At 32.8% G+C, this 24,919-nt stretch carries 15 protein-coding genes; 2 read left to right on the forward strand and 13 right to left on the reverse strand.

The features are described 5' to 3' along the window. Window positions 1-47: 47 nt before the first annotated feature. Window positions 48-1,745: a M3 family oligoendopeptidase gene (locus AA0X95_RS16480; protein ID WP_413299658.1), complete on the forward strand. Its 1,698-nt coding sequence runs from the start codon at window positions 48-50 to the stop codon at window positions 1,743-1,745. 574 nt (window positions 1,746-2,319) lie between these two features. Here AA0X95_RS16480 and AA0X95_RS16485 read toward each other — a convergent pair. Next, on the reverse strand, window positions 2,320-6,081 hold the full coding sequence (locus tag AA0X95_RS16485; protein ID WP_413299660.1) for an AAA domain-containing protein: 3,762 nt from the start codon (window positions 6,079-6,081) through the stop codon (window positions 2,320-2,322). Between the two features lie 168 nt (window positions 6,082-6,249). Continuing rightward, window positions 6,250-8,157: a 3'-5' exonuclease gene (locus AA0X95_RS16490; RefSeq protein ID WP_413299661.1), complete on the reverse strand. Its 1,908-nt coding sequence runs from the start codon at window positions 8,155-8,157 to the stop codon at window positions 6,250-6,252. Window positions 8,158-8,353: 196 nt separating this feature from the next. On the opposite strand from AA0X95_RS16490, the gene AA0X95_RS16495 reads away from it, so the two are divergent. Beyond that, complete coding sequence (locus AA0X95_RS16495; protein ID WP_413299663.1) at window positions 8,354-8,749, forward strand: ABC transporter ATP-binding protein; 396 nt, start codon at window positions 8,354-8,356, stop codon at window positions 8,747-8,749. A gap of 156 nt (window positions 8,750-8,905) precedes the next feature. Here AA0X95_RS16495 and AA0X95_RS16500 read toward each other — a convergent pair whose 3' ends face one another. The 11 genes from AA0X95_RS16500 to AA0X95_RS16550 form a co-directional block, all read right to left on the reverse strand. Further along, complete coding sequence (locus AA0X95_RS16500) at window positions 8,906-9,184, reverse strand: DUF6339 family protein (RefSeq protein WP_413299665.1); 279 nt, start codon at window positions 9,182-9,184, stop codon at window positions 8,906-8,908. Window positions 9,185-9,304: 120 nt separating this feature from the next. Further along, a complete protein-coding gene (locus AA0X95_RS16505) occupies window positions 9,305-9,718 on the reverse strand; it encodes a DUF6884 domain-containing protein (RefSeq protein WP_413299667.1) in 414 nt (137 codons plus the stop codon). A gap of 37 nt (window positions 9,719-9,755) precedes the next feature. After that, entirely contained in the window at window positions 9,756-12,233 is a 2,478-nt protein-coding gene (locus AA0X95_RS16510) for a DUF2357 domain-containing protein (RefSeq protein ID WP_413299669.1), read from the reverse strand. Further along, window positions 12,205-14,790, reverse strand: coding sequence for an MrcB family domain-containing protein (locus tag AA0X95_RS16515; protein ID WP_413299671.1), 2,586 nt, complete (start codon window positions 14,788-14,790; stop codon window positions 12,205-12,207). The genes AA0X95_RS16510 and AA0X95_RS16515 overlap by 29 nt, the downstream gene beginning before the upstream one ends. Window positions 14,791-14,858: 68 nt before the next feature. Next, window positions 14,859-15,185: a phosphoribosyl-ATP pyrophosphohydrolase gene (locus AA0X95_RS16520; RefSeq protein ID WP_413299673.1), complete on the reverse strand. Its 327-nt coding sequence runs from the start codon at window positions 15,183-15,185 to the stop codon at window positions 14,859-14,861. Between the two features lie 1,459 nt (window positions 15,186-16,644). Beyond that, a complete protein-coding gene (locus AA0X95_RS16525; RefSeq protein ID WP_413299675.1) occupies window positions 16,645-17,514 on the reverse strand; it encodes an HNH endonuclease in 870 nt (289 codons plus the stop codon). A gap of 600 nt (window positions 17,515-18,114) precedes the next feature. After that, on the reverse strand, window positions 18,115-19,152 hold the full coding sequence (locus AA0X95_RS16530; protein WP_413299677.1) for a hypothetical protein: 1,038 nt from the start codon (window positions 19,150-19,152) through the stop codon (window positions 18,115-18,117). Beyond that, window positions 19,149-21,008, reverse strand: a complete 1,860-nt coding sequence (locus AA0X95_RS16535; protein WP_413299678.1) for an AAA family ATPase — start codon at window positions 21,006-21,008, stop codon at window positions 19,149-19,151. Before AA0X95_RS16535 ends, AA0X95_RS16530 begins: the two co-directional genes overlap by 4 nt. A 713-nt stretch (window positions 21,009-21,721) precedes the next feature. Continuing rightward, window positions 21,722-22,102 (reverse strand): hypothetical protein, encoded by a 381-nt coding sequence (locus tag AA0X95_RS16540; RefSeq protein WP_413299680.1) that lies wholly within the window; start codon window positions 22,100-22,102, stop codon window positions 21,722-21,724. A 12-nt stretch (window positions 22,103-22,114) separates the two neighbouring features. Continuing rightward, window positions 22,115-22,777 (reverse strand): GIY-YIG nuclease family protein, encoded by a 663-nt coding sequence (locus tag AA0X95_RS16545; RefSeq protein ID WP_413299682.1) that lies wholly within the window; start codon window positions 22,775-22,777, stop codon window positions 22,115-22,117. A 222-nt stretch (window positions 22,778-22,999) separates the two neighbouring features. Continuing rightward, window positions 23,000-24,916, reverse strand: coding sequence for an ATP-binding protein (locus AA0X95_RS16550; protein ID WP_413299684.1), 1,917 nt, complete (start codon window positions 24,914-24,916; stop codon window positions 23,000-23,002). Between the last annotated feature and the right edge of the window lie 3 nt (window positions 24,917-24,919).

The raw sequence follows: 24,919 nt of genomic DNA on the forward strand, positions 1-24,919 counted from the left end.
GATAATATAAATATTAAGTAACGAAAAAGCGGAAAGGAAGTGATTTAATGTCAAAAGAATCAAGTCATAAGTATTATATAGAATTAATTGATTTAAATGATGTAGAAGGGGTAGAAGCTCAACTTCGAAGCTTACTGGATGTTCGAATCGAATCCGTTTCTGATCTGGAAAAGTGGTTAAAAGATGAAAAGGAATTAACCATTAAAATTGCAGAGGCGTTGACAGGTCACCAAGTCGACTTCTACCGAAACACAGAGGATGGGGACATTAAGTCGACTTTTCTTCACGATCAACAAGTCATCCAGCCACTCTTAATGAAATATGAAGCAAAACTAAATGAGAAACTTTGTAAGTCTCCTTACTTGAATCAATTAGATGAAAAGCGTTATGGCTTAATGCGACGCGTTCGCGAATCCAAAGTTAAACTGTTCAGAGAAGAAAATATCCCATTAATGGTAAAAGAACAAGAGCTTTGTACGAAGTATAGTGAAATAATGGGAGGATTAACCATTGAATGGGAGGGTGAGGAAAAACCTCTTCCGTTTATCAAATCTAAGCTCGATCATCTAGACAGAGAGGTGCGAGAAAAAGCATATCTAGCGATAATGGCAACCCATCGTATAATTAAACCTGATATTGATGCCATCATGGGCGAACTCGTTCAACTACGCCATCAAATCGCATTAAATGCAGGCTTTGAAAATTATCGTGATTATATGTTTGAGGCCAAAAATCGTGAATATAATGTTCAAGATTGTTATGACTTTCATGAAAATGTAGAAAAACATATTATCCCAGTATGGAACAGGCTTGCAGAAGTCTTTAAGTCCAAGCTTGGTATTGATACCTATCGCCCTTGGGACCATACTGCTAAATTGTTGAAAAACCCACCATACTCAGAAGTATCAACTCTTATGGATGGCATGTCTGAAATGTTAGGAAAGACCGATCCCTATTTTGGAGAACGTTTCGAATACATGAGAGAGCATGGGTTACTAGATCTTGAAGATCGGAAAGGAAAAGGCCAAGGTGCTTTCTGTACATACTTCCCTGCTTCAATGGATAGTTTCGTTTTTTCTAATTTTAGTCCATCCTTTGATTCTCTAAGCGCATTAATTCATGAAATGGGACATGCGATGAATGGGTACCTTCAGTTTTCTGAACACGGTCCTATGGAAGAATACCAACTACGATCGGAAGTTGCTGAACTGTATTCTTTTGGGATGGAATTGCTCTTATTGGATAAGTTAGATCAATTTTATCCAGATAAAGAAGATTGTAACAGCTTCCAACGTGAAGAGCTAAGATGGGCATTTTCAATGTTATTAAAACCGTTGACTGGGGATATCTTCCAGCATTGGATGTATACGAATCCTAATCATACTGCCAAAGAGCGTGATAAAAAGTTCTTTGAAATCTCAAAACGTTTTGGCTTAAACCCTGTAGATACTTCTGGGTTTGAAGATGAAATTGGGATGGACTGGGTAGACACCATTCATTATATTCTATATCCTTTTTATACTATAGAATATGCCATTGCAATGCTGGGGGCTCTTCAATTATTTGAGAATTACCAGAAACATCCAGAGCAAGCTGTCGAATTCTTTAAAAAAGGGGCAAGTGCGGACTACAATCAATCCATCGCAGCCATTTATGAAGAAACTGGGGTCAGTTTTGATTTTTCAGAGCCAGCTGTAAAGCGCAGTGGTGAATTTCTAGAAAAAGTTATTCAAGACATTCATTAACGACGTGGATGCAGCTGGACCGTTCTTATAGGGTTTTACGCGCAAAAAGCACAACTAATGAAGTTGTGCCTTTTGCTTTAATCGTCAAAGGTTCTGTCCGCAACATTTTTGATTTCCTGGTATTCCTTCACAAATTTACCCAAAAATCAAAATACTTATTGCGCAGTATAAGTCTACTAAGTAATACAAGAGTTACCCTAAAATCAGTCCCGCTTGCGCAAGGCTGGTCTTGTTTAATCAAATTTTCACATTCTTGATACTCCAAACTATAGATTTATTCCTCCTATTACCAGTAAGTTGCGGTGGTAAACGTCTTGTTATTCTTTGGTATACTTCATGTCATTCAGTGGTAAATACAATGTCAGAAGTGGTACATTTCAATGGCTGTAATCAATTACTCTTCATCTTCCTGGTAAATCTATATTAAACTGGTCCCCAGCAAGAAGATTGGCATACATCTTTATTAACCCTAGAAGCAATCGCATATACTAATTAATGGATGATAGGTTTAATATTGCCCCAAAAAAAATGCTCTCTGACACCTATGACGTCAAAGAGCAAACAATCACATTATTTATTTCACAACCTTCTCCCTTACCCCTTCACTTCTCAACAATTCCTTAACTTTCTGGTCAATCCTCTCAATTTCAGCTGATGAATTCTTCCACCAGTTTCGACTCCAAATACGTTCAATTGTCCAACCTCTGCTTTCTAGGAACCGTTGCCGGTAGACATCTCTTTCCTTTGCATTAGCAGAACTATGATACATGGCTCCATCACATTCAATCCCCAATATATATCGGGATGAATCATGAGGATGAACAATGGCCATGTCAATTCTGTATCCTGACATCCCCACTTGAGTCGTAACATCATATCCGAGATTTCTCAATTGATGGTAAACCTGTTCTTCCAATGGAGAGTCAAAATCTAATTCTTTATCCTGCACTTGTGTATTTACATTTTCATTCACTTCTTGCACTACTGCATTTATCTGATCAAGCTGAGCATTAGATACAGCTCTTACATATTTAAGATATGCCTTTAGTAACTTCGGTCCCATCTGAGAAGTAGTAGCAACATTTAGTTCTTCCGGTTCAATACTAGAAACAACAGTGATTCCTTCTTTTGCCCGTGTGACGGCAACATTTAGTCGGTTCTCTCCGCCTTTTTGATTCAACATCCCGAACCGATTATAAACCTTGCCTTCCTCGTTCTTTGCATAAGCGATCGAGAAGAGAATAATATCCCTTTCATCTCCTTGGACATTTTCAATATTTTTTACAAAAACACGTTCATCCAAATCTCTTGTTAGCATTTGATTATAAACAGAACTGAATTCCTCATCTTCACTCACAAGTTTATCAATCTGATCCTGGATTTTCGACTGTTGCTTAGAGTTAAAGGTAATGATCCCCACCGTTTTACCTGGTTGATTTATTAAAATATCTTTCAAGATAGTAACAACCTCAATTGCTTCTACTTCATTTGACTGATTAATCCATCTTCCTTCAACCTTTTTCCACTTAATCGCAGGTGGTTTCTTAAATGGAACCACATTGGGTGCGATTTGTACATGGCCGTTATAGAATGCATGATTAGAATAATTGATCAATTCTTCATATTTAGAACGGTAGTGCCATTGAAGAAGCTTCTCAGAAAACCTTCTTTTGGCTAAATTTAACAAGCTTACGGAGTCGTCGGTATCGTATGCCTCTTCGTCGTCTTCGTCATTTACGAAAGAAGATTGGAACAGATTATATGGTGGCAGCTGTTTCTCATCACCCGCAATGATTACTTGTTTAGCTCGGTAAACGGCTGGTATGCCACTCTCTACTGTACACTGGGACGCTTCATCAAAAATAACCAAATCGAACAATCCTTCTTCTAATGGAAAAATGGATGAAACGATCTCAGGTGAAGCGAGCCATACTGGCATAATATCAACGAGACCATTCCCAGCAAATTCGTTTACAAGTCTTCTAAGTGGCCAAACCTGTCGCTTTTTTCCTACCTGATGTTTTAACTCTCTCATATTCCTTGCATGATTGGTTTGAGTGGAGTCCACTATTTTTGTTAGGTTATGAATGAGAAACTGCGTTCCGACTTTCCTTTTTTCCTCAATAAGAACGGCAAAAGAATCCCTAATTCTTGAAAATTCATTGGTTGATATTTTCTGCACCTGAGGATTTCTCTTTTCCGTTTGATCAATCCAATGAACATAGGCAGAGTTCTTTAACAAATCAACCCAGTAATCAGAGAGAGTTAGCTCGTTCTTCACTTTTTTCTTTTGAAGGAGGAGAAGGACCTTCTTCTCAATCTCAGAACAGGTATTCCAAAATACATCCATTTGCTGAAGCTCTTCAAAATCACGATGCATGTATTCAACCATCTTATCTAATTCATGTAATGGAATATCCCCTTCTGATATTCTATTTTTCAGGCTGTTTAAAAACGAATCATTAAGGAACTTCTTTAATTTTTCAACTTCCTCCGCCATTTCTTTTGTCACTTTACCCAACTGATGCATGGTCACTAAAGACTTCTTAATAGTAAGCCATTCGGATGAGCTTGTTCCTTTGAATTTTCCACCCTCAAGCAATTCTTCAATAATCGTCTTCCCAGAGACAGAGGTCCACCACCAAAGTCTTAAACCTTGTAAAGTTCTTTTTGTCCCATCTTCTAGGTCAGGGTAAATTTTATCCAACTTACTTTCAATCAGCCAAGTATACCCTGGCGTAATTTTTTCATGGTCAAGTGAGTCTATATATTCAACCGCTCGCTTAGCCTTATCAATGACATCATTGAGAAGTTCAATGGCTTCTAGCTTTTCCTTCATATTAAAATTTGCAAAGGTTTTACGTTCTTTTAACGGAAAATCATCATCACCAAAGCGGTCAAACCATTCTGCATAGGTGTATGCTTTTTCCGAAATATCATCTAAAACATCTTTATTTAGCGCAGGTAAAACCTCATGCAAGTCAATAATTTGTGTACTTTCTTCAACTGGTTTAGCCAATCCATATAAATCATATAATCGTAATCCAAAGTCTTGGTAACTATACAAAGCGCTAGCGATACTGTTCAATAATTCCTCCTGGGAGGATAACTTTTTAGATGTTGATGATAATTGATTGATCGCATTCTCAAAAGACACCTGATTTTGCTCAAGAACAGCGCCAACTTTTGCATAAAGCTTTTTTCGGTCATTCTTTTCATCATGGACCAGCGCCACGTGATTACTTAACCCTAACCCATCCAGACGTTGGTAAACGACATCAAGTGCCGCACGCTTTTGGCACACAACGAGTACTTTCTTTTGTTGTTGGAGCGCATCGGTAATAAGATTAACAATGACTTGAGATTTACCCGTTCCAGGGGGACCGTGAACAACGAGACCTTTTTTATAACGTGCTTCTTTAATAATTTCTTCTTGTGAACCATCCGCTTGTAATAGGTTTAAAATTTCCGGTTCATTAGCATCATTACTTTGTCCAGGTTCCAGAATCTCCCCCTCACTCTCAAACTCAAGGTCTTGGGGCTCAATTAGTTCACCAGCTAACGATAAATCACTTTCTTCTGAAAGAAGTATTAGTTCTTCATAATCCTTCACTAATGAAGAACCACCTTGTGGAAAGTTGCCGATCACTGCATTTTCTAACAAAGTTAACCCTGCAACACCTGGTATTTCTTCTTTACTATATTCCTTCAGTTTGGTAATCCCTTGAGGTGTAAATGAAACATTCATTTCATGATTCTTTATAAATGTGACCCATTCTTCGTAATTGTAATTTGTTGAGATTTCGGCTGCTTGTTCAAAGAAATCTTCTGTAAAAGTTAGATTATTTAATTTTTTGAATGCTAAAAACAACGTACGATTAATCTGAGAACCGCCCTCATCTATTTTTAAAACCCACTTTTGTGCATTAACATTGTTTTTTTCAAGCCTTAGGGGATATAGAAATAAAGGCGCTTGAAAAAATGTACCATCTGATAAGGTTCCAGATAAGAACGGGAATCCTAAATAGAAATCATGGATCCCTGTCTCGTCTTCAATTCCTTTAATATTTCTAAACAAATCTGTTAATTTCCGTGAAAGATTCATTGAGACTTCATTGTTAATCGTTGGCTTCAATAAGATCATTTCATTTTTGGATTGATTAATGACCTGTTCAACAATGGATGCACTTAGTTTTTCTTTTGACAACTTGTTCAAGTTATCCAGTTCAGTTAAATCAAAACTCCACTTATTATAAAGCTTCAATAATCGAATCGAGCGATTCCGCCGACTAATATCATTGAGCTTATCCCTCATATGTATTAATTTGTCTTTCACTGTAGGACCTCTTTTCGCTGTACAATCATTCACAATAACCATTATATAGCCCAATTTCATTAGTTATTCTTTTACTAATAGGAATAAAAAAACATTAAAAATTATAAAGGAAGTTGGTGCTTAAAAGTATAAGCACCAACTCTGTTCTGACATCCGTATTAAATTAAGTTAATTTATTTTCTCTACATTTTCTTTCGATTGTTGTCTCTCTTGAATCATGGCCTCAAAATAATTAGTGAACTCAGATACCCCAGAATAGGACAAACATAGATATTCCTTAGCCCTTGTCATACCAATATACAGAAGGGAAACTTCCCTCTCCTTATTTTCTTCCAAAGGAAATGGCATGGAATCCACATTTACAATGAACACTGCACGGAAATCCAATCCTTTGCTGCTGTCAATTGTACTTATCTTAATCTTCCCGTCTTCTTTTTCATAGGAGCGCTTTGAAGTATCATTTTCTGTAATCCAAAAGAAAGGCAATCCTGCATCCTTTAAAGAACGTTTGATGATATCAATGATAGGGGCTTGATGTGTCCGTTTCACTCGATAAAGGATTAACATATCATCATAAGGAACTTTTCTCTCTTCATGCAATTTCTTGATCTGCCGGGCAACAATCCTCATTTCCTCAAAAAAGTTTGCTGCTTTAATAATTCCAGGCTCAGGACCTTTCCGTTTGGTACTTTGAGGAGCGATAATTTCACCTTCTAGGTCCCGATTCACCACTTTATTTTTGAACACAGAATGCTTTCTATAGAAATCCCATGCAAACTTTACAATCTGCTGGGTATTACGGTAATTAATCGATAAAACCTTTGACCTGCCTTGAAAGCTAAGACCCGTATCCTGGAGATAAGACCGCTTCCGTTGATAAATGGTCTGAGCACGATCTTCTACTAATAAAAGAGACTGTGTATCCTCATTAATAAGCAAGCTAACCAAACGAAGCCACTCTGCTTCAAAATCTTGTCCCTCATCTATCAATACAGCATCATAAGTGGGAAGAATGGCTTCCTGTCTTTCAAGTTTTTCAATAATATCAGGTAGCTGCTGCTCTCTTATCTTTAAATCATTCTTTAACCATGAATGAAAATTACGCACAATAATATTTTGATTCTGAACTTTTTTGGCTTGTTGATCAAAATCGAACAAATCCTCTGGTTCATTTAACATATGTAAAATCATTTGTTGGATGGCATTTGCGAGTGAAATATTGTAACAAAGTATTAAGATCTTCCAATCAGGATTTTGTTTTAACAGCATTTTTGCTCTGCTTGCTAAAATGATTGTTTTCCCGCTTCCGGCAACTCCTCTAATTAATCTGTTCTTATCACCAATCTGCTTTGCTAGGTTCTCCTGATGAAGATCCATCGTTTTTATGTCATGCAAAGATAGCAAAAGTTGATCTTGGTAAGGAACTGGCGCTTTAAATTCGGCACTAATCCGAACTTCTGGGAACAAATGATAGCGAATGGCATTGATATCCTCAAGTGACAGTGGTTCCTTCAATCTAAATGGAACCACAAACATATTGAGAATTTTCTCCATCAATATTTCTTCAGAAAACTCCTCTTTATCCGGGTCTATTTCATCCCGCGTCAAACAAAGATGAGGTTCGATAACTGAATATAAGCCTTCCTTTATAAATTCCTTGGAGAACATTCTAGTAAACACAACACCGTGACCGTATGGGAACTTTAAATTGAATTTATATTTACCATCAAGCTGGACAAGGCTTTTATCCTTTTTTAATACATCCACCACATGGAACATATTGTCCCTTGCCTGTTTCATCGGACTTTTAATAACAGCCTGATCGCCAGAAGTCGTGACAATATGCCATTCATCATGATTAACCTGAAATAACGTATTTTTTGTATAATCTTTTACTTCTAAAACGACAATGCCGAGGTCAAGCCCAATAATAACAAAGTCAGGTCTTTTCCCTTGTATTTCCGGTTCAAAATAAACGATATAATCATCCGGTAAAAAGGTTTTCAATGTCCGAAAAAATAATCGCTCACCTGCTGTTGCCGAAGAACGAATAGTCTCAGGAATCGTAACTGCCATAACAACCGCTCCAAAATTTGCATTTTTCTCCATTATACTACAAATAGGAACATCAACCTAAAAAATTACAATAATTAGGCAATAATTCAACAAATTTCCACCAAAAGTATTGTCTTTTTATCTATTTGTTTGAATAATAGAATAGAAGGAAATTTTTTCATACATAGGGTAAGAATGAAAATGTGATGAAAGTGATGTGTCAACATTGTTAAAGGGAATTCTTGATAAATTATTCAATACCAATCAAATTCATAAACATGCGGAGTCTGAAATCAAATCGATCAGTCAAGAGGAAGTCGAAGCTTTAGTAGAAGCGAGATTACGCGAGCATGCTGCAACCATTGAACAAGCAGTAGAAGATAAGGTAAACTCTGCAGTCCAATCCAAGGATCAAGAAGATTATTCACTAACTCAAAAGCAAATTGATTTTGCTCTATCTTTAATTGAGAAAACTAAGGAGTTTCAACTTGCTGTGGATCCAGCAACATTAACCGTTAAGGATTTAAATAAATTAATAGCTTACAATAAATTTAGAAACAAAGGGATTCTAGTGAATCTTACAAAAAAAGGTGTATTAAGAAAAAATAGTTGAAACACAAATACATAAAAACCCCAGATGTTAAAGTATCTGGGGTTAAATCACTCTAATCCCTTTATGCTCCATTATAAAAATATTCCTCGGAGGAACATTTTTAAAACTATCTATAAAACTCCAACTGCCAACCCATAATATTTCACCAAATACTGATCAATTCATCTCTTCCACTTCATCCGTTTTTAGCATATCCAAAATCATAGCTCCACCGACAACATTTAAATATTTATTAGCCTGCACAAAATGATCTCGTTTAATAGAAACTCCTCTTCTCTCTAACTTAATGAGAGATTTTAATATTCCCTTTGTTATATTCCGGTTAGATGTAAAGTTACTTGAGAAAAACACTACACATCTTGCGGAGAAGTCCTTTTCCGTGAAGAAATCGGTTAACCAGTAAGGGTTGCTAATGTTTGACTCGGCGTAAGTCATTTAACCGACCCACCATAGACGAAAAATCCAGCTGATAGTATGAACCACCTAATTTCGATCCAAATGAAAAAATCGAGCCCGAGTTTTTTACTTGGCTCGATTTTTTTATAGAACTCTAACTTAGGATCTGTTATAGAATTTCAGTTGTTCACCTATCCCCAAGCCTTCAAGTGGGACTTTACACTTAATTCCATTCATTTCTAAAAGAGGAATTAGAAATTCTCTGTATTTTTTACCAGCATAAAGATCTAATTGATGTGGCTGCAGCTCTTTAATTTGTTTAAAAACATCAATAGACCACTTTTTCCTATCCACAGCTTTCATATTATTTAGAGTTAAGTCATAAGGTTCAATGACAGTTTCCTGATCCACCAATCCATATTTGGCTGATAAAATGAACCAATCATTATATTCTTGTTTTTCTATATAGGAGACTGCTTTTTTGAATAACTGAGATTCTAGGTACATTTCTTTTGCAGGACATGGGTAATCCTTTTTCAATTTTGTACAACTAATTAACGCAAACTTAGACATAAAAGTACTCCTTTTACTACATCTAATGGGATAATCTTCACTTAGCCACCATATCCATTAGAACTCTAAAAACTCTAGTAGGATTCTTGTGTAGTTCCTCTATTTCCACAACCTTCGGCACGTCATTTTTGACAAACTCAACTATACCCTCAGTCTTGTTCATCCTAACTTTAATCTCTTTTATACCATACTCACTTACTTGGGATGCATGATCAAGGTACGCATCATCAAGGTCAAGTTTAATTTGATCTGAGACCCGTCTCAACATTCGCCAAAGAATCATTTCTTCTTCTGACTTCATAAACAACTCAGGAAGCTCTGTTGCTTCTTGTAACGAATTAAGGGTGGTAAGAACATAGCTCGATATCCCATAATTAACCGGCTTTATTATCGTTTTAAGGTGCATCCAATACTCGATCTCAAAACTCATTACATCTATCTCACCAGCCTTTGCTGGTTGAACTGAATGAATTTTTCCATAAATCGAAATTCCATTTTCTTCGCCAATTCCACTTTTGACGTAAAGGGCTACATACTTGGCATCTTGCCAGCCTTTTTTCAGTTTCTCAATAGGGATAATATAATGGCTCTTTCGAATAAATTGCTCATAATCTTCCCGAATTGGTACTAAACCTACTAAAACCGTTTCATCTAAATTTGATTTCCATTCTGCTAATGTTCCCCGAGGTAAAATACCTTCCTTCTGGATTTCTTCTGGACTTTTGTCAATTAACCTTTCGACAAAACGTTCGACTAATGTTGTTGCATTGGGGAGAAACGGAAGTCCTCCAATATTCACCTTATCAATACTCTGGTAAAAATGATGATCCTGATAGGTTTGTTCATCAAACCAAGGGAACAGAACATAAGCGCCAAAGGCCGTTCTTTCATAAGGGCCATCGACCTCCTCTGCCACAATCGAATCTCTATACCGGTGCATCGTATTGATATCATCTTCCATTGGCCCCGGGGTTTTGTAGCGTTTTTGATAGTAGCTGTCAGATTGGGCGTAATCAATTCTGTACTTCGCATCAAATATATAATTATATTTGTAGTTCTTTCCCTTTTTTTCGATACTTAACATCGTATCTGGCTTTTGAGGAATGGTTGGTAAACCCCCTTCGTATTTCTGATAGGTCAGGGTTATTTCCTCATTTGTGATCGGATGTCTATATACTCGTTTGGCCATTTTGTTTGCTTCTAAGTTCACAAACAATCCATCTCTATTCACCTGTACAATATCTTGACTTATGAGCTTATATTTTCGGCCAAGGATTTGTCCAAGTTTAAGGAAGGTCCAGTATTCGTATAAGGTGGCTACATCTTTGACTGACATCTGATAGATCTTGCCCTCAAGTACTAAACCCTTTGATACAGTTAAGTAGATTTGAAAGGCATCCCGATATCCCGGTGCCATTTGAAGCACCAAACTCATAACCGAACGATCTAACTTCCCTATTTTAGACCAATAAGGATTTTTTAACTTTTCTTCAATTAGGGTAATCATCTTTTTGATCCGATTAACCAGATCAGAATCAGGAGCTTCAAACGATCGATGATTATAACTCATGATGGACTTCAGCAAATCTTGGAGCTTATGTATTAAGCGATCCATCATCCACTTTACATATCTGTTCTCATTTGTATCGTAGGTTAAATGCTTCTTAATATTTAACCCTTTAACTGGCATAATGTTGGTATTTTCAAAGAGTATCCCCTTCTCTACTTCAACGAATAGATTGGATCTCTTTCGTAAATAATTCCTGCTTGTCGAGTCTAGCTTCCTTAATTGATCCCCTCTCGCATGTTCATACGTTTTTTCTAGCTTATGATGCGGCTGATGTTCAATACGAGAAATCGCTTGTAAAAACTGTCGGAAATGGTGACTAACCAGACGATAAAATTCTGCTCGAGAAGGTTTTCCGTCCAGTTTTAGCTTAGCTCCTAAATAAGTTTTGCGAATAAAATGATAGGCAAGATTATAGATCTCATCATTTACTTCGTCTAACAGTTTTTTATAATCATTCTTATAGTCTAGCTTGGTTGGAAATATTTCTATCGTGACTTCTAATACCTTTTTATTATCTATTCGAATTTCAAAAGTGGTGAGTCCAACTTCATTTTGAAACTGTAAGTTCCCCATGAGCATGGTTTGCTGACCAACTTTTACAGGTGATACTGATTGTCTTAATAGCGGATGCTCATGATTAAAACTCAATTCTTGATTTTTCTTCGGTAAAACAATCAGTTGATAAATACCATTTTCAAAAAATATCGGTCGAACCCCATTAGGTTCCACAAGATCTTGGAGATTAATATCGTACACTTTAATATCTTGTATGTTCTCACCTTGGACTAAAAATTTCATTCCATCATGAAAATCCATACTCCGATATTGTTTTAAACCTTCATACCGTTCATGGTAGGGTTTTCCTTTTAAAATAAGAGATAGCCCATCGGTTTCAACCAGAACTAATTCCACATCCTCACGATATCCAGAAGGAAGTGAAGCCATCTTCTAACCTCCTCAGCATTTCCATGACCTTCGCTGCACTTAAAGGATATTTTGCACCAGTAAGCTGAGTTCCCGAGAAATCAATATCCTCTTCATACTGTCTATTCGTAAAATGTTGAAACAGGTTTCTTAACAGTTGATCAACCCGGGAATCACTTCCGGCAATTCTAGGTAATATTTTCTGTAATATGCAATGGTCTAATGCTTGGTCAAAGTCTAATAATTGGCTTTCTGAATTATAGGCCATGTAAAAACATATTTCGTCGCGTACCCTGTAGCCAACTTGAGCACTCATTAACTGGAGAGCCTCATTTATTCTTACTAATTCTCCCGTCACCTTTTCAACTAAATCTTTATTCCCTAAATAAACGTCTTTTAAATGAAGGTAATTAGATTCAAAGGATTCTTGACCGATAACAATAGGCTCTACTTGATTTTGTTCCGATAAAAATAGAAGGTTCCCAAGTTCTACTCGATTAAACTCAATTGTATTAGCTCTATCCAACACCTTCTTACTAAATGGATGAGTCGTTTCATCCATATTAACAGTACCAATAATGTAGAGGTTATTAGGGAGTTTAAGGTCTGTTCCTGCAATTTCTTTTGATAACAAGTTAGAAGAGACGATTTGACCATCTTTCCATTTTCTACTTTCCATGACACTTAAAATATCACTGAAATAATATTCCACACGAGCTAAGTTCATTTCATCTAGTAAAACAAAGAATGGTAAGTTAGGCTGATCCACTGCTCTTTTAATTACCTTTGTAAGTGGACCTTCCTTAAATTCTCCTTTAATATCAACATAACCAAGTAAATCAGAACCATCATTCCAATCTGGTCTGATCGGTATCAAGGAAAATTTACCATTTTCTTCCGTTGCTCCAACACTTTCAGCAAACCATTGAACCATTTTTGTCTTACCGGTACCAGATATTCCTGAGAGGATTACAAAGGGTTTAGTCTTTAATGAAAGGAAAAGATTAATAACCTCTTCCTTTTTATAAAAGAAACCTTTACTTCTTATGTAAGAATAGATATGATGAATCAATTCTTGGTCATTCAAGCTAACTTCTTCAGTTTCACGAACCATTAATCCATCGGTATTCATGGTTTCTTGAGTTTGATAGCCTTCTTTCAAGGTTATGTAATGCTCATAAATATCGACCATTTCTTTGAGATCCTCAATCAAGGTCGTTTCATTTGGCATTTCGTCAAGTCGATAGTGTATATAGGCCGCAGTGGACTCCGCATATTGTCTGGCTTTTGTACTATTTCCTAAGTTTATATGATCTTCTTTCTTGACTTTACTTGAAATGGAAATAGAATCACGGATTTCGTCCTTTATTCGCTGCATCTCTTCTTTTGAGGTTTCCGTTACTCCTTGGGCAAGTGTTAAGTACACACTTTTCATATCCTCACTAAAGAGGTATACAATATAATAGCCTCGCTGGGTGGATACAGTAATTTTTCTGTTCATGACTGCTATCCATGGAACAGAAGCCCAATTTCCTTGACCAACTGAACCGGTTACCGTATATTTTGATGAATCAATAAAATCTAAATGGTAAAATTCTTTAGGTATATCATTACGGACAAATGCTCCAAGGGGATGTCCACCAAACCCATCTCGTTTTGCACTAAGATATTCATTCATTACTTTTAAAAGACTATTTCTTATATCACTCATGCTTACATTCTCCTTGTTGCTTAGAGTATCAAAGTAATTTTCGGTAGGTAACCAGTCGTGGTCAATCAAGTTAGTATGTTCTAACCATAAAAGCAGATTGTTGGTCCGTTCCTTTGCAACCGATTCCACCATTAAATTGTCTCCTCGTGAATTACGAACAATGAGCATTCCTAATTCTTCAAGGGCCAACTTTCTATCTTTCTTAGATAATCCTTTTAGTAAATCCAAACAAATCAAAGCGACTCTAAAATACCCTAGATTTAATAGGACCCTTTTTATGTATTCTTCCTTATTCTCAGCGGTGCTATATTCATTCATTTCGAACTGATTTGATTCATTAAATTCATTGATAAACCCTAATAATCGGGCATCCTGTCTACTTCTTGATTTAACTCGATATAAGTTACCGTCATATAGCTGGTTTAATTGAGAAGGTTCTAATGTCCCCGAAATGACTTCCTCTAAAAATCCTATTACACTTTCATAGGTAACATTTGGTAACTGATCTGTTTGGAATTCCAGTAACGATATAGTAGTAGACTTCCCACTTACAAAAGCCTCAACAAACGGTAGATTCGAGAAAAAGGCCATTAAGAATGAGGTTCTTCCTCTAGTCTTAACAAAGTCATTTGCTGTAACATTTTTAGACTTCTTTAAGAATTCTTGCCAACCTTCATTTATAAAATCATAGAAAATGTACTCATAAGGGACCTGTTTCTCACCATTTTGAAATTTATTTCTTGAGGATCCGGTTTCAACATATATTCCCTTTTCATCAAACTTAGTAATTTTATTTTCTTTTTTTGTACTTAAGGTTTTAACAAGTTTTATCCTTTTGGATAATTCAATCACAATATTCTCTAACATTATAAATCACTCCGAAGTACGATCTTCTGAATCAAATACATTTCTAGTGCCTATGTGTTTACTAGCACTTATTCATCCTCAACCTTTATTAAGAAAATTTTCTTTTTAAAGCCCCCTCGTTTTTCCGCCTTTATTTGACGTACTCTTTCAATTTCTTCAAAAGACGCTCCATGAATTTCAGCTAATTCACGAATAATTTCTAATAGGTCTACAAGTTCTGCTATAGCATTATGATCATTTTCAGTAATCACATATTCATTTAGTTCTTCAAAGCTCTTTTTCTTAAGTTCGCTTATGTATTCTTCATCATTTAGAATTCTTGTAGAATATTGTTTCCCGGTCTTCTTAATGATCTCTGGTATATAGTCGCGAACTAATTTATTATAATTAGGCAAAAAGAGTTACCTCCATAAAAAAATTCAGCTATATTTTACAAAGTAGTTTTAAGGTACAATACTCTAATCTCAAATTCCTATTAAAAAATTATCAAAATATATTTTCTGTCCATTACCTTTAATAACCTTATTTATGTTGATGAGTCTATAAAATTCTCTACTCTGACACCTTTTATTTCTTTTCCTTTAGGTCTATCTATTATCCCTGTTAGAAATAATTTATCTCATTCCTAACGAGAATTAGCCATTGCGATAATGTCAGCTATAAGGTCCCTATGTTGTTCTTTAGAATATTGTTTTACTTTAAATCTAAATATTAACTTTCATAACCATATTCTATTAAGTTGTTTATTTTTATCATTTATTAAATGTCCTTGCTAAAAATTCACTATCTTAATAATATTCGACACTAATCTTCATTTTCCTAGATTTACTATCAAAATAACTTTTTCTAAAAAATCATTTTCATTACACGTCCCTTTTAACTAGGATAATCTTTCTAGTCACTCAACCTTCAAAGCCTAAAGAGCATTCATAGCACTAGGAAAAAATAAAATCTGGCATTTAAATGTACAACAAGTTGTTATTTTTCCACTGTTTTACCATTGTTAGCTATAAAGCAATGGAATCCCCTAATGGGTCTCAGAACGATTAGGACATCCCGTAATTGGGCGGATACATATTCACACGTATTCCTCACATGTAAAGAAAAGCTGCCCAGCATTTTGAGCAGCTCGTAAGTAATATGTTTAAATTTGAACTTGTGTCCATTTACTGTCCACATATGTAATTCTTACACATTTTAGGAAAATAAACTCCTATTCTCAACCGTTAAAATAGCATCAATAGCCTTGATAGTATTGGTTTCGAGAGACTGCGTGGGGAATCGAAACCACCAGACCTGGTACGCAGATCTCTAGCAGTTTTGAAGACTGTGGAGGACACCAGTACCCCATTCAGCCCCCTAGTAATCAATCATATCATGTGCTTTTTCGATGTACCACACAGTCTAACCTCTATGATACACACGGTCTTGTTCAGAACCTTTCAGTTTAATGTTACTTTACCAATATAAAATAATCAATAAAAGGAGTGTTAAATAAGAGGTTCTCATAGGTTTTCACTTTGATTTTTCAACTCAAATTACGGTAGTTGCACAGCTACTATATAATTCAAAAAGTTTAAGTTTACAAACTATGGGTGGGTGGATAATAAACTTACCTTATGCTAGCCCCCCTGTGTTCTGGTTATGTTTTATAATATTTAATTTTCAGTAAAGATAGGATAAAAGTACAATTAATAGTTGAAGTTCAGAATAGCTTTCTTACTCCACCCCTAACCACCGTTAAAATAATATCAATTATTTTACATATCTACTTTTGCTATATATGTTTTTTCTATTTTTACAGTGACTATTGCATTTTTGCTGTCTTCCCAGTCACTGATTCTATCTTAAGTATTATTTTAAATGTTTGTCAAACTGAATTTTTAAGACAGTTTTACCAAAAGTAAATTGTTGTTCCTCTCTATGGTAGTTAAAATCTACACGATGGAGTAGTCTATGGTGATTTGGACAAAGAATTATAATATTCTGGGGTGAATTATCACATGTTTTAGAAAAGTGCTGGATGTGATGTGCTTCCGATATATCTATTCTATACTCTTTTAATGTTGAGTATCCACATATTTGACAGCATCCCTTATATATAAATTTTAAATCTTTTATTACTTTTTTTTGATAAAGTCTTATTTTCTTTATACCTTCTTTTAACCTTAATTCAGCAGTACTATTAATATCTTCTAACCATTTATCAAATTCTTCATTGCTCATGTTTGAATTTAAGATTTTTTCTATTTCTTCCTCATCAATCCCCTTAATTAAGTCCTTTGTATATTTATCGCTTTCTGGTTGCTGCCTATGTATTTTTAACACGTAATTATATCCTGGTCGCTCTACTCCTTCTATCTTATAAGGTTCCTTAAATAAATCAATATAGACTTTTTCACTCTTTGGCAACCGTTTTCTTTCCCTTTTTATATAATTAGAAAATAGAATTTCCTTTTCCTCTTTTAATAATTCAGCTATCTCATCTTGAAGGTAACTAGCTGAAAAATCCAAATTAAGGTTTGCAAGGGTGTCTGTAATTCTTGCAGGATAACTTTTGCCTAAAAAGTCAATATATAGCCCACCTCCGAGTTCATATTGTCTGAATTCATTATGTAATTGTTTTGGCAGTCCCCATACACCTATAAAAGTTGATTTTGTAATCTCTCTTCTGCCTAATAAATTATCAATCTCAGGAAAAGTCCAATCTCCAACCTTTTTCATTATAGCCTCCTAATTTATATGTTTTATAGAAAATTAGCTCATTAAAGTCTAGGTAAATTAGTATCTCTCCAACAAATTTCAAATGGACAATTTTGTGTTTTGTTACTTCATTATAACCATAGTATTAGGGTATTTTCTCTCTTTTTCTATATCACTTATAGGCTTGCGGGATAGATACACAAATAAATAATGGTCACTAAGTGGAAGTGTTGTACCACTACTCGACTAAAATACTCAGAAATCAATTTGTAAACCCTCCCCCCTAACCATAAAAAAGACACTCACCTTAAGAATGAGTGCCTACCACATAATTCACTTTTTGATTTTCCGCTTTCTATACGTTTTTTCTCCTTCTCCATTCATAAATTTAATAAAATGCTTATTTTATTTTTATCCCAAATCTTTTTCATGAGGGTACCTTGAGGGACTAATTCTTTAAGGATAGTGCAAAATTTTACTAATTGCTAGATAGGTCATCTGAGGTGTCAAATACATATTAATAAGTTTTCATTTACATAAACACTTATATCCCCATCTTTAGAGACTTTTATTAGAACTTGGTTCTGGGACAAAATTACTTTCTAACTTACTAAAACTTTTTTATAAAGTGAATCCCCTTGTTTCTTGATAGACAATATCTCTTGTTAATTTCCCCAAAATATTCTTTCTATCATCTTCAACTGTTGGCATTATTGCCATTTTAAGTTCCTCTTCACTCTGAAAAAATTTATTAAACGAATTTAATAGTTGTGTTCGATATGAGTGATTATATAAGTACGCTTTTCTTATTGATTCTTGTATGTAATTTTTGTGATAAGCATTATATATTTCTTCTATATGAAATAACTCGATGTTACCTTTAATTTTTCTTGCAATCTCTTTAGGGGCAGTTGAATAATCTACTTTGATATTAAAATCTTCATTCATCCCTAAAAACATTGAAACATAATCTATCTCATCTTTATATTCTTTTTTGATATCTATAACAGTACTAGGGGATATTTCTTCTTCTTGACGATGAATAACTTCTCTCTTAAAAGTGATATATTCAATAATATTTTCTTCAAATGGTGTGTAATTGTTTCTAATATTAGCTTCTCTACTTCCTTTAAAATCGGAATTACATACCTTACAACTAGGTATCAGATTATAAATAGATATTGAAAAAATAGGATATTTAGCTTTATCAATAAAATGGTCTAATGTGCCACGGGTATTTCCATTATCAGACTCATAAACAAATATAAATTGTGTGGCACAATAAGGACAAATGTTAATACCTAATAATTTTTGATAAAGATACGCATTCCATCCTACTGATTTATAGAAATATTTATATTCTTTATGGAAAATTTCAAGGTCTTCAACAAGTTTTTTTCTAATATTAGAACTAGGGATTGAGTTTACTAGATAGCTATATATCCTTTTTAAGTGAGTTAATGTTTTAATATCGCCTAAAACAATATCTTTAAATCTATTTAATATAAAGCTGTAAACATTTCTAGCATGTCTATTATTCTCATTTTGATAGGCTTTGATTACCTTTTGGTAAATTCTATCTTCTTTTTCCCTGTTTGTTCCAAATATAAATTCTTCATGCTTAGCTAATATTTCATCGCTTATTTTTAATTGAATCAACTCAAACCACTTCTTTGTTTTAAAATATTTAATTCCGTTTCCAAATATTTTATTCTTTTTTCGACTTCGTCATCAGAAGCTAACTGTAACTTTTCATTATATATTTGTAATAACTTATTTTTAATAAAAGGTTCACCAATCAAATCAATAAACGTTTTTAATTCGGATTTATTTATTAATACATCATCTGGAGTAGTGTTCATTAAATCTCTAATAAAATTGTTTATTTTATTTTTGGCAAACTTTCCCATTAAACCATCGTTAATAAAAAAAGAATTTGTAAATAATTCATTTATATTAGCACCAAAAGTTCTTGAACTTCCCTCAATTTCATTATTGACTGTTAGCGGTTTTGAAATATTGGATAAAAATGTAACATTTGTGTTCGGAAAATCAGATAATATAAATGGTGAATGAGTTGTTAAAATAACTTGAATATTACCCTTAAATAAAATTTCAATTAGTTTTAAAAAATAATACAACCAATCTTTTTGCCATTGTGGATGAAAGTATAAATCACATTCATCAATCAGCAATAAATAATTAAAATCTTTTAAAGATAAATTAGCTTCTTCACTTTCTTCTGAATAATTTTCTTCATCTATTAAATCTTGTTGAATTTCATTAAGTGAATCATAAAATCTACCAAATAAATTCAATAAGCTTAATTGTCCACTACTCATTTCAGACCAATAAAAACTTAATATACTTGTAGAATAAAACCTTTCTTTATAAAAATTTATGAATGCATTAGTAATTGTAGAATTTGACTTTAGATAGTTACCCATCTCATCAGAATGAAAATCTAATACATCATTTATGAATTTAAATAGATTTTGATAATCTCTATAAATATTATCGAGCCTTTTTTTGATGGATTTTAAAATATCATTACTAGATTCATGTATTTTTACTTCTTTAATTAAATTCTTAAAAATAATTTCCAAGAAGTTATTTCCTTTTTTAGCATTATAATATGTATCAATAATAATTTCGTCATCTATATCATAATTATTTAAAAGATATCCAATTTGAATACAAAAACTTTGAATAAGGATTGTAAGAATTTCTTCTTTAAAACTGTTTTCCATACTAACATTAAAATAAATATTCGAAACATTTTCATTCTTAAATGCTTTAATAAATGACTCCAATTCAAGAGTTAGATTTTCAAAGTGATTTTCTATAGAATTGGGTTTTAAATAAATTTTCTCAGGTATGTTAACTAGTTTTTCTACCTCTAAAATGGATTTATATTCATTTACAAAAAATATTTGCTTACTAAAATCTTGATTCAATAAATCCTCGGGACTATAACTTGCTAATAAAGAATTTGTTGAAATATTTTTAAATTGCGGTAAATATTTTAACCTTTTATTTTCATACTTTCTTCTTAACTCCTTGTTGTACTCGAAATATCTTACATCGAAAACATTAGAAAAAAATATAGTTACTTGATTTTCAAAAAAATTATCTAATGGCTTATCCTTTATAACTTCATATTCAACGTTCTTATCAATTATTTCAATATGATTTAATTCAAAGTTACTATCAATAAAAATCTTTCCATCACTTTCAAACACAAAAATATAATTACACGAAAACATTCCATGTCTAATATACTCTACAATCATATCTAAAATAGTAGATTTACCAGTCCCATTTTCTCCAACAACAGCAGATAAATTTATATCATTGCTACGTTCATTTATTTTATAAAAATTCTCTAAAAATAATTTGTTTTTTGATACAACTAATTTATTCCCATTATATTTAATTTTATATTTTCCACTAAATGAAGTTTGAAAATTCTTAAATTTTTTATATGTCTCTACCCAAACAAAGACAATTTTCATTTAAACACCTCTTAGGCTAAAGTTTACCACTTATATATATATTAACCGATAATTTTATTAATTCTTTGTCTTTTAATGTGTAATCATTTATCCCATGCTTATATTCAGCTGAAACAGAAATAATAGAGTCTTCCATTAAACCATATTTCTCGCTAGAAATTTTAAACTTTTCTGGTTTAAAGACAAACCGCTTATAATAATCTTTTTCTATATAATTTATCCCAGACTGAGAATTTCTTGTGGTCTCATTATCAATGTAATACTCATTTTCTTTTTTATTTCCTTTATTATCAATGTAACAATAATCTAACCTAATAATATGCGGTTCTTTATCGTATTCAATACTTCTGCTGTTTCCATCATTTGAAATATATATTTAGATATGACACGTATTTAATAAATCAGTATCCTCACTTAAATTAATTGAAAGATTATTAGTCCTATCCCCTAAAGAAAATGATTCAAATTGCCAAGATGGGAATATCATTTTATATCTATCATACAAATTTTTGTTCACTGTTTTGAAATATAAATCAAAAGCCTCTCTATAAAGGTCTTTTCTACTGTTTAATTCTAATAACATTTTATTAACATTTATTATCAAGGCATTAAACATTTCATAAAAATCTTTTTTACATTTTTTTCCTTTTAAATATTTATTAAAACGTTCTCTATATTTATATTTTTCATTAGAGAATATGCTAGAAATAAAATTATTTTTTTGGTATTTTATTTGAGTAGATATTTAGTTCTTTGGACTTTTCAGTTAATTCTGTTTTCAATTGATTTAACGCCAAGTTATATTCATTATCAGCAAGCTTCCAGAACACTTCTAATTTCTTCCTATTCTCTTCTAAAAGTTCAATTTTCCTTTTTAATTCATCTTTTTCAATGTCAAGTTTATAAAATTTGAATAAATCATCCAGCTTAAATTTCACTTCATCATATAACAAAAGATTTTTATTACTTGGTGATTCATACATTTTCAATAGAGATGAAATATCTTTAATCATCGAATGTTCAAAATTAAATCTAGTAAATCCATATTCATAATTTGAATAAATACCTTTAATATCTTCAAGTAATATCCCCAAATAATAATCTAATTAGGAGTTACTCATTTGTGTGTTTGAAAAACGGAACTTAAGTTCATATATAAAAGAATTCAATTGATTAAATCCAAAAAATAAAGGCAATAATCTTTGGAAATACTCCTGTTCTTTTTCATCTAAGTACTCTTTTTCTACCTCTTCTAATACAACCATTTGAAAGTCCTCTAAAGTGCAATGATTTTCAATCATATACTTAAAAATCTTACACGATTTAAACCCCCCTTCATAAAAAGAACCAGACTCTGAAAAGAAATATTTATAATACTCATCATAAGAAAGCCTATTTAAAGCAATAATTTCTGAAAAGTGCTCTTTAAATCTTCTTTGTATATTGGTTGATTGTCCTATATAAAATGGGACAATCTTTTTAGAAGTAAAATTGTCTATGTATATCATATAAATACCTGAGTAATTATATTTTGTTTCTGGTGTAACTTCCCTATGTAAATTCTCATGTACCAATTGTTTTACTTGGTGTTTTATATCTTGGAAATTATCTTCTCCATATTTTCGAATAGCATCGTGAAAATGGAAACCTTTTTTCTTCCTTGCATCCCTTAGATGCTCATATATTCTTTCGTTTAAGGATTTTGTAGTTTGTCCAATATAGACTTTACCATTTACTACGTTAGTTTCTTTGTAGATTATTCCTATCATAAAATTGACCCCTCTTCAATGATTAATTAGTTTCACATCCTTTATGGACAGATGAGAAGTCATTTAAACCTAAAATTATTATTATCTCCAAGTTTTTTTATAAATAATCCAATATGAATGGATTATTAAAAGAAATTTACTTTAAAAAAACAGCCTAATTAGAGGCTGTTCCACTTAACATCCGTATAAAATCTTTCTTTTAACTACCTCTGCTTACAAGAGCTAATTATTCCATAACTCAGTTAAGTCTACTGTCTGGCTTTTTGGTTGTAACCCATTATTTAATATCGGTATTTGAATAGCAATGGGAGAGTCAGTAGCAATACCCGTAAAAATACATCCACCTGGTGGTAGGATTGGAATTGATTCAAAAGAAACTTGGTCAAGAAAAGAAATTGTTTTACTCATAGTCAGCAAATCATTATTGTTAATTAACCTATGGATAAACACATTATGTAATTGTGAAATTATAGTATTAGTAATATCAGAAGGTCTTTGGCTCGAAATGGTCAAAAAAACACCAAATTTCCTACCTTCTTTTATAATCTCTTCAAAAACCTCTAAGCGGTAATCTTTCCAACTTTCTGATTCTCGGAAAGAATTACTTGATAAAATATTGTGTGCTTCATCAATAATTAGATGTAAGGTTTGCCCATTGTTATTATGAGTTGCTTTGTGTTCCTCATAAGCTGTTTTAGTAATAAGCATCGGGATAATTTTTCTCATATCCAAATTAACATCTCTTAAAGAAATACAAATTAAATTTCCTTCTAAAGAAGAGGCTGTAAAACCTACCTCACTAAATTCTAGCACCTTATTCAGTTCATTTTTTCTTTTATTAAATCGAGTAAATAGTGGGGAAATATGTTCAAATTGTACAAAGCTTTTCAGGACATCATCTACTAACTTTAAACCCAATGTTACCTCAAAAAATTTTAAGTATGAAAATGCATTAGTCGCTTCAGTAAGCATACTATCCAGTTTTTCCTTAAATCTTTGAGATTCAATATTAATATTATTTACATTATGTGGACCAAAATAAATATTCCCGTTACCGTTGACGATGTAGCCATGTGTATTGTCGTTTACTATGTTTCGCTCACGACACAGCGTATTGTTATGCAAATTATAACTTCTTAGAATTTCGATATGTTCATCGTTTTCATTTAAATTAAAAAAATCACAGATACAAGTTTTTAGAACGCTTAATGCATCTAACTCTTTATTTCCAATTCCATTTTTATTAAGAATGTTTTTAAATTTACTTACAAGTGTATTTATAATATGCCTTACAGTTTGAATATTCTCATCTTTTCTTAAATACTCTATATAATTTAATGTTCTCTTAAGAAAAGGTTTTTGTGTTTTTTCTGTAGCTTCAAGAATAATTGCCCAAAATTCATCATCTAACCATGAGTTTTTAATTTTAAGTTTATTGTGAGGTGTTCTGGTTGACAAGATAATATTTTCCTTTTGGTGAGTAATAACTTCGTCATGGCTATACTCCCCATTAAAATCAACAAGTACAAATTTACTCTTATTATTAAAATTTAATCCTAACTGAAATAAGTTATAATAAATTCGGGCGAGAGTATTTGATTTTCCACTACCAGTATTACCAAATATACCAATATGACTAGCAAAAAGTTTTGAAACGTCAGCCTCTACTTCCACATCATCAAAAAGAGCAGAACCAATACTAACCTTTTGTGTAATTGAAGAGTTACTATTTACATTATAAATTTCCCTTACCTCTTCTTCAGCCATTAAAAAAACTTCATTATACAAAAATGGTAATTCCCTAACCCCTCTTATAAACCTTTTGTTATTTATGAATCCAATAACGGAAGCCTCTACAAATCTATCATGAACAGTACTATTATTTGGCTTATATTGTTCACGAATTATTGTTTTCTCTTTTATAAATTCTTTGTCAATTTTAACTATAATGTAAACATAATCCTTTTTTATTTTTAAATAACTACCTATTCCTACATTCCTATAAATCTTCCCTTTAAAAAATAAGTTACTTAAATTTTTATCACTATCTATTATAATAGTTATTTTTCTTCCTGATACTTCAACTACATTCCCAATTTTTGAAAATGCTACTTCCTCCAAATATACTTTTCCAATCAACGC

This window comes from Neobacillus phoenicis, from assembly GCF_047302305.1.
Classification (GTDB): Bacteria; Bacillota; Bacilli; order Bacillales; family Cytobacillaceae; genus Neobacillus.

Coding starts and splice junctions, on each gene's coding strand:
- AA0X95_RS16545 (WP_413299682.1), bottom strand. CDS start 22,777: ATGATAGGAATAATCTACAAAGAAACTAACGTAGTAAATGGTAAAGTC.
- AA0X95_RS16515 (WP_413299671.1), bottom strand. CDS start 14,790: ATGTTAGAGAATATTGTGATTGAATTATCCAAAAGGATAAAACTTGTT.
- AA0X95_RS16500 (WP_413299665.1), bottom strand. CDS start 9,184: ATGACTTACGCCGAGTCAAACATTAGCAACCCTTACTGGTTAACCGAT.
- AA0X95_RS16490 (WP_413299661.1), bottom strand. CDS start 8,157: ATGGCAGTTACGATTCCTGAGACTATTCGTTCTTCGGCAACAGCAGGT.
- AA0X95_RS16525 (WP_413299675.1), bottom strand. CDS start 17,514: ATGAAAAAGGTTGGAGATTGGACTTTTCCTGAGATTGATAATTTATTA.
- AA0X95_RS16510 (WP_413299669.1), bottom strand. CDS start 12,233: ATGGCTTCACTTCCTTCTGGATATCGTGAGGATGTGGAATTAGTTCTG.
- AA0X95_RS16535 (WP_413299678.1), bottom strand. CDS start 21,008: ATGAAAATTGTCTTTGTTTGGGTAGAGACATATAAAAAATTTAAGAAT.
- AA0X95_RS16480 (WP_413299658.1), top strand. CDS start 48: ATGTCAAAAGAATCAAGTCATAAGTATTATATAGAATTAATTGATTTA.
- AA0X95_RS16505 (WP_413299667.1), bottom strand. CDS start 9,718: ATGTCTAAGTTTGCGTTAATTAGTTGTACAAAATTGAAAAAGGATTAC.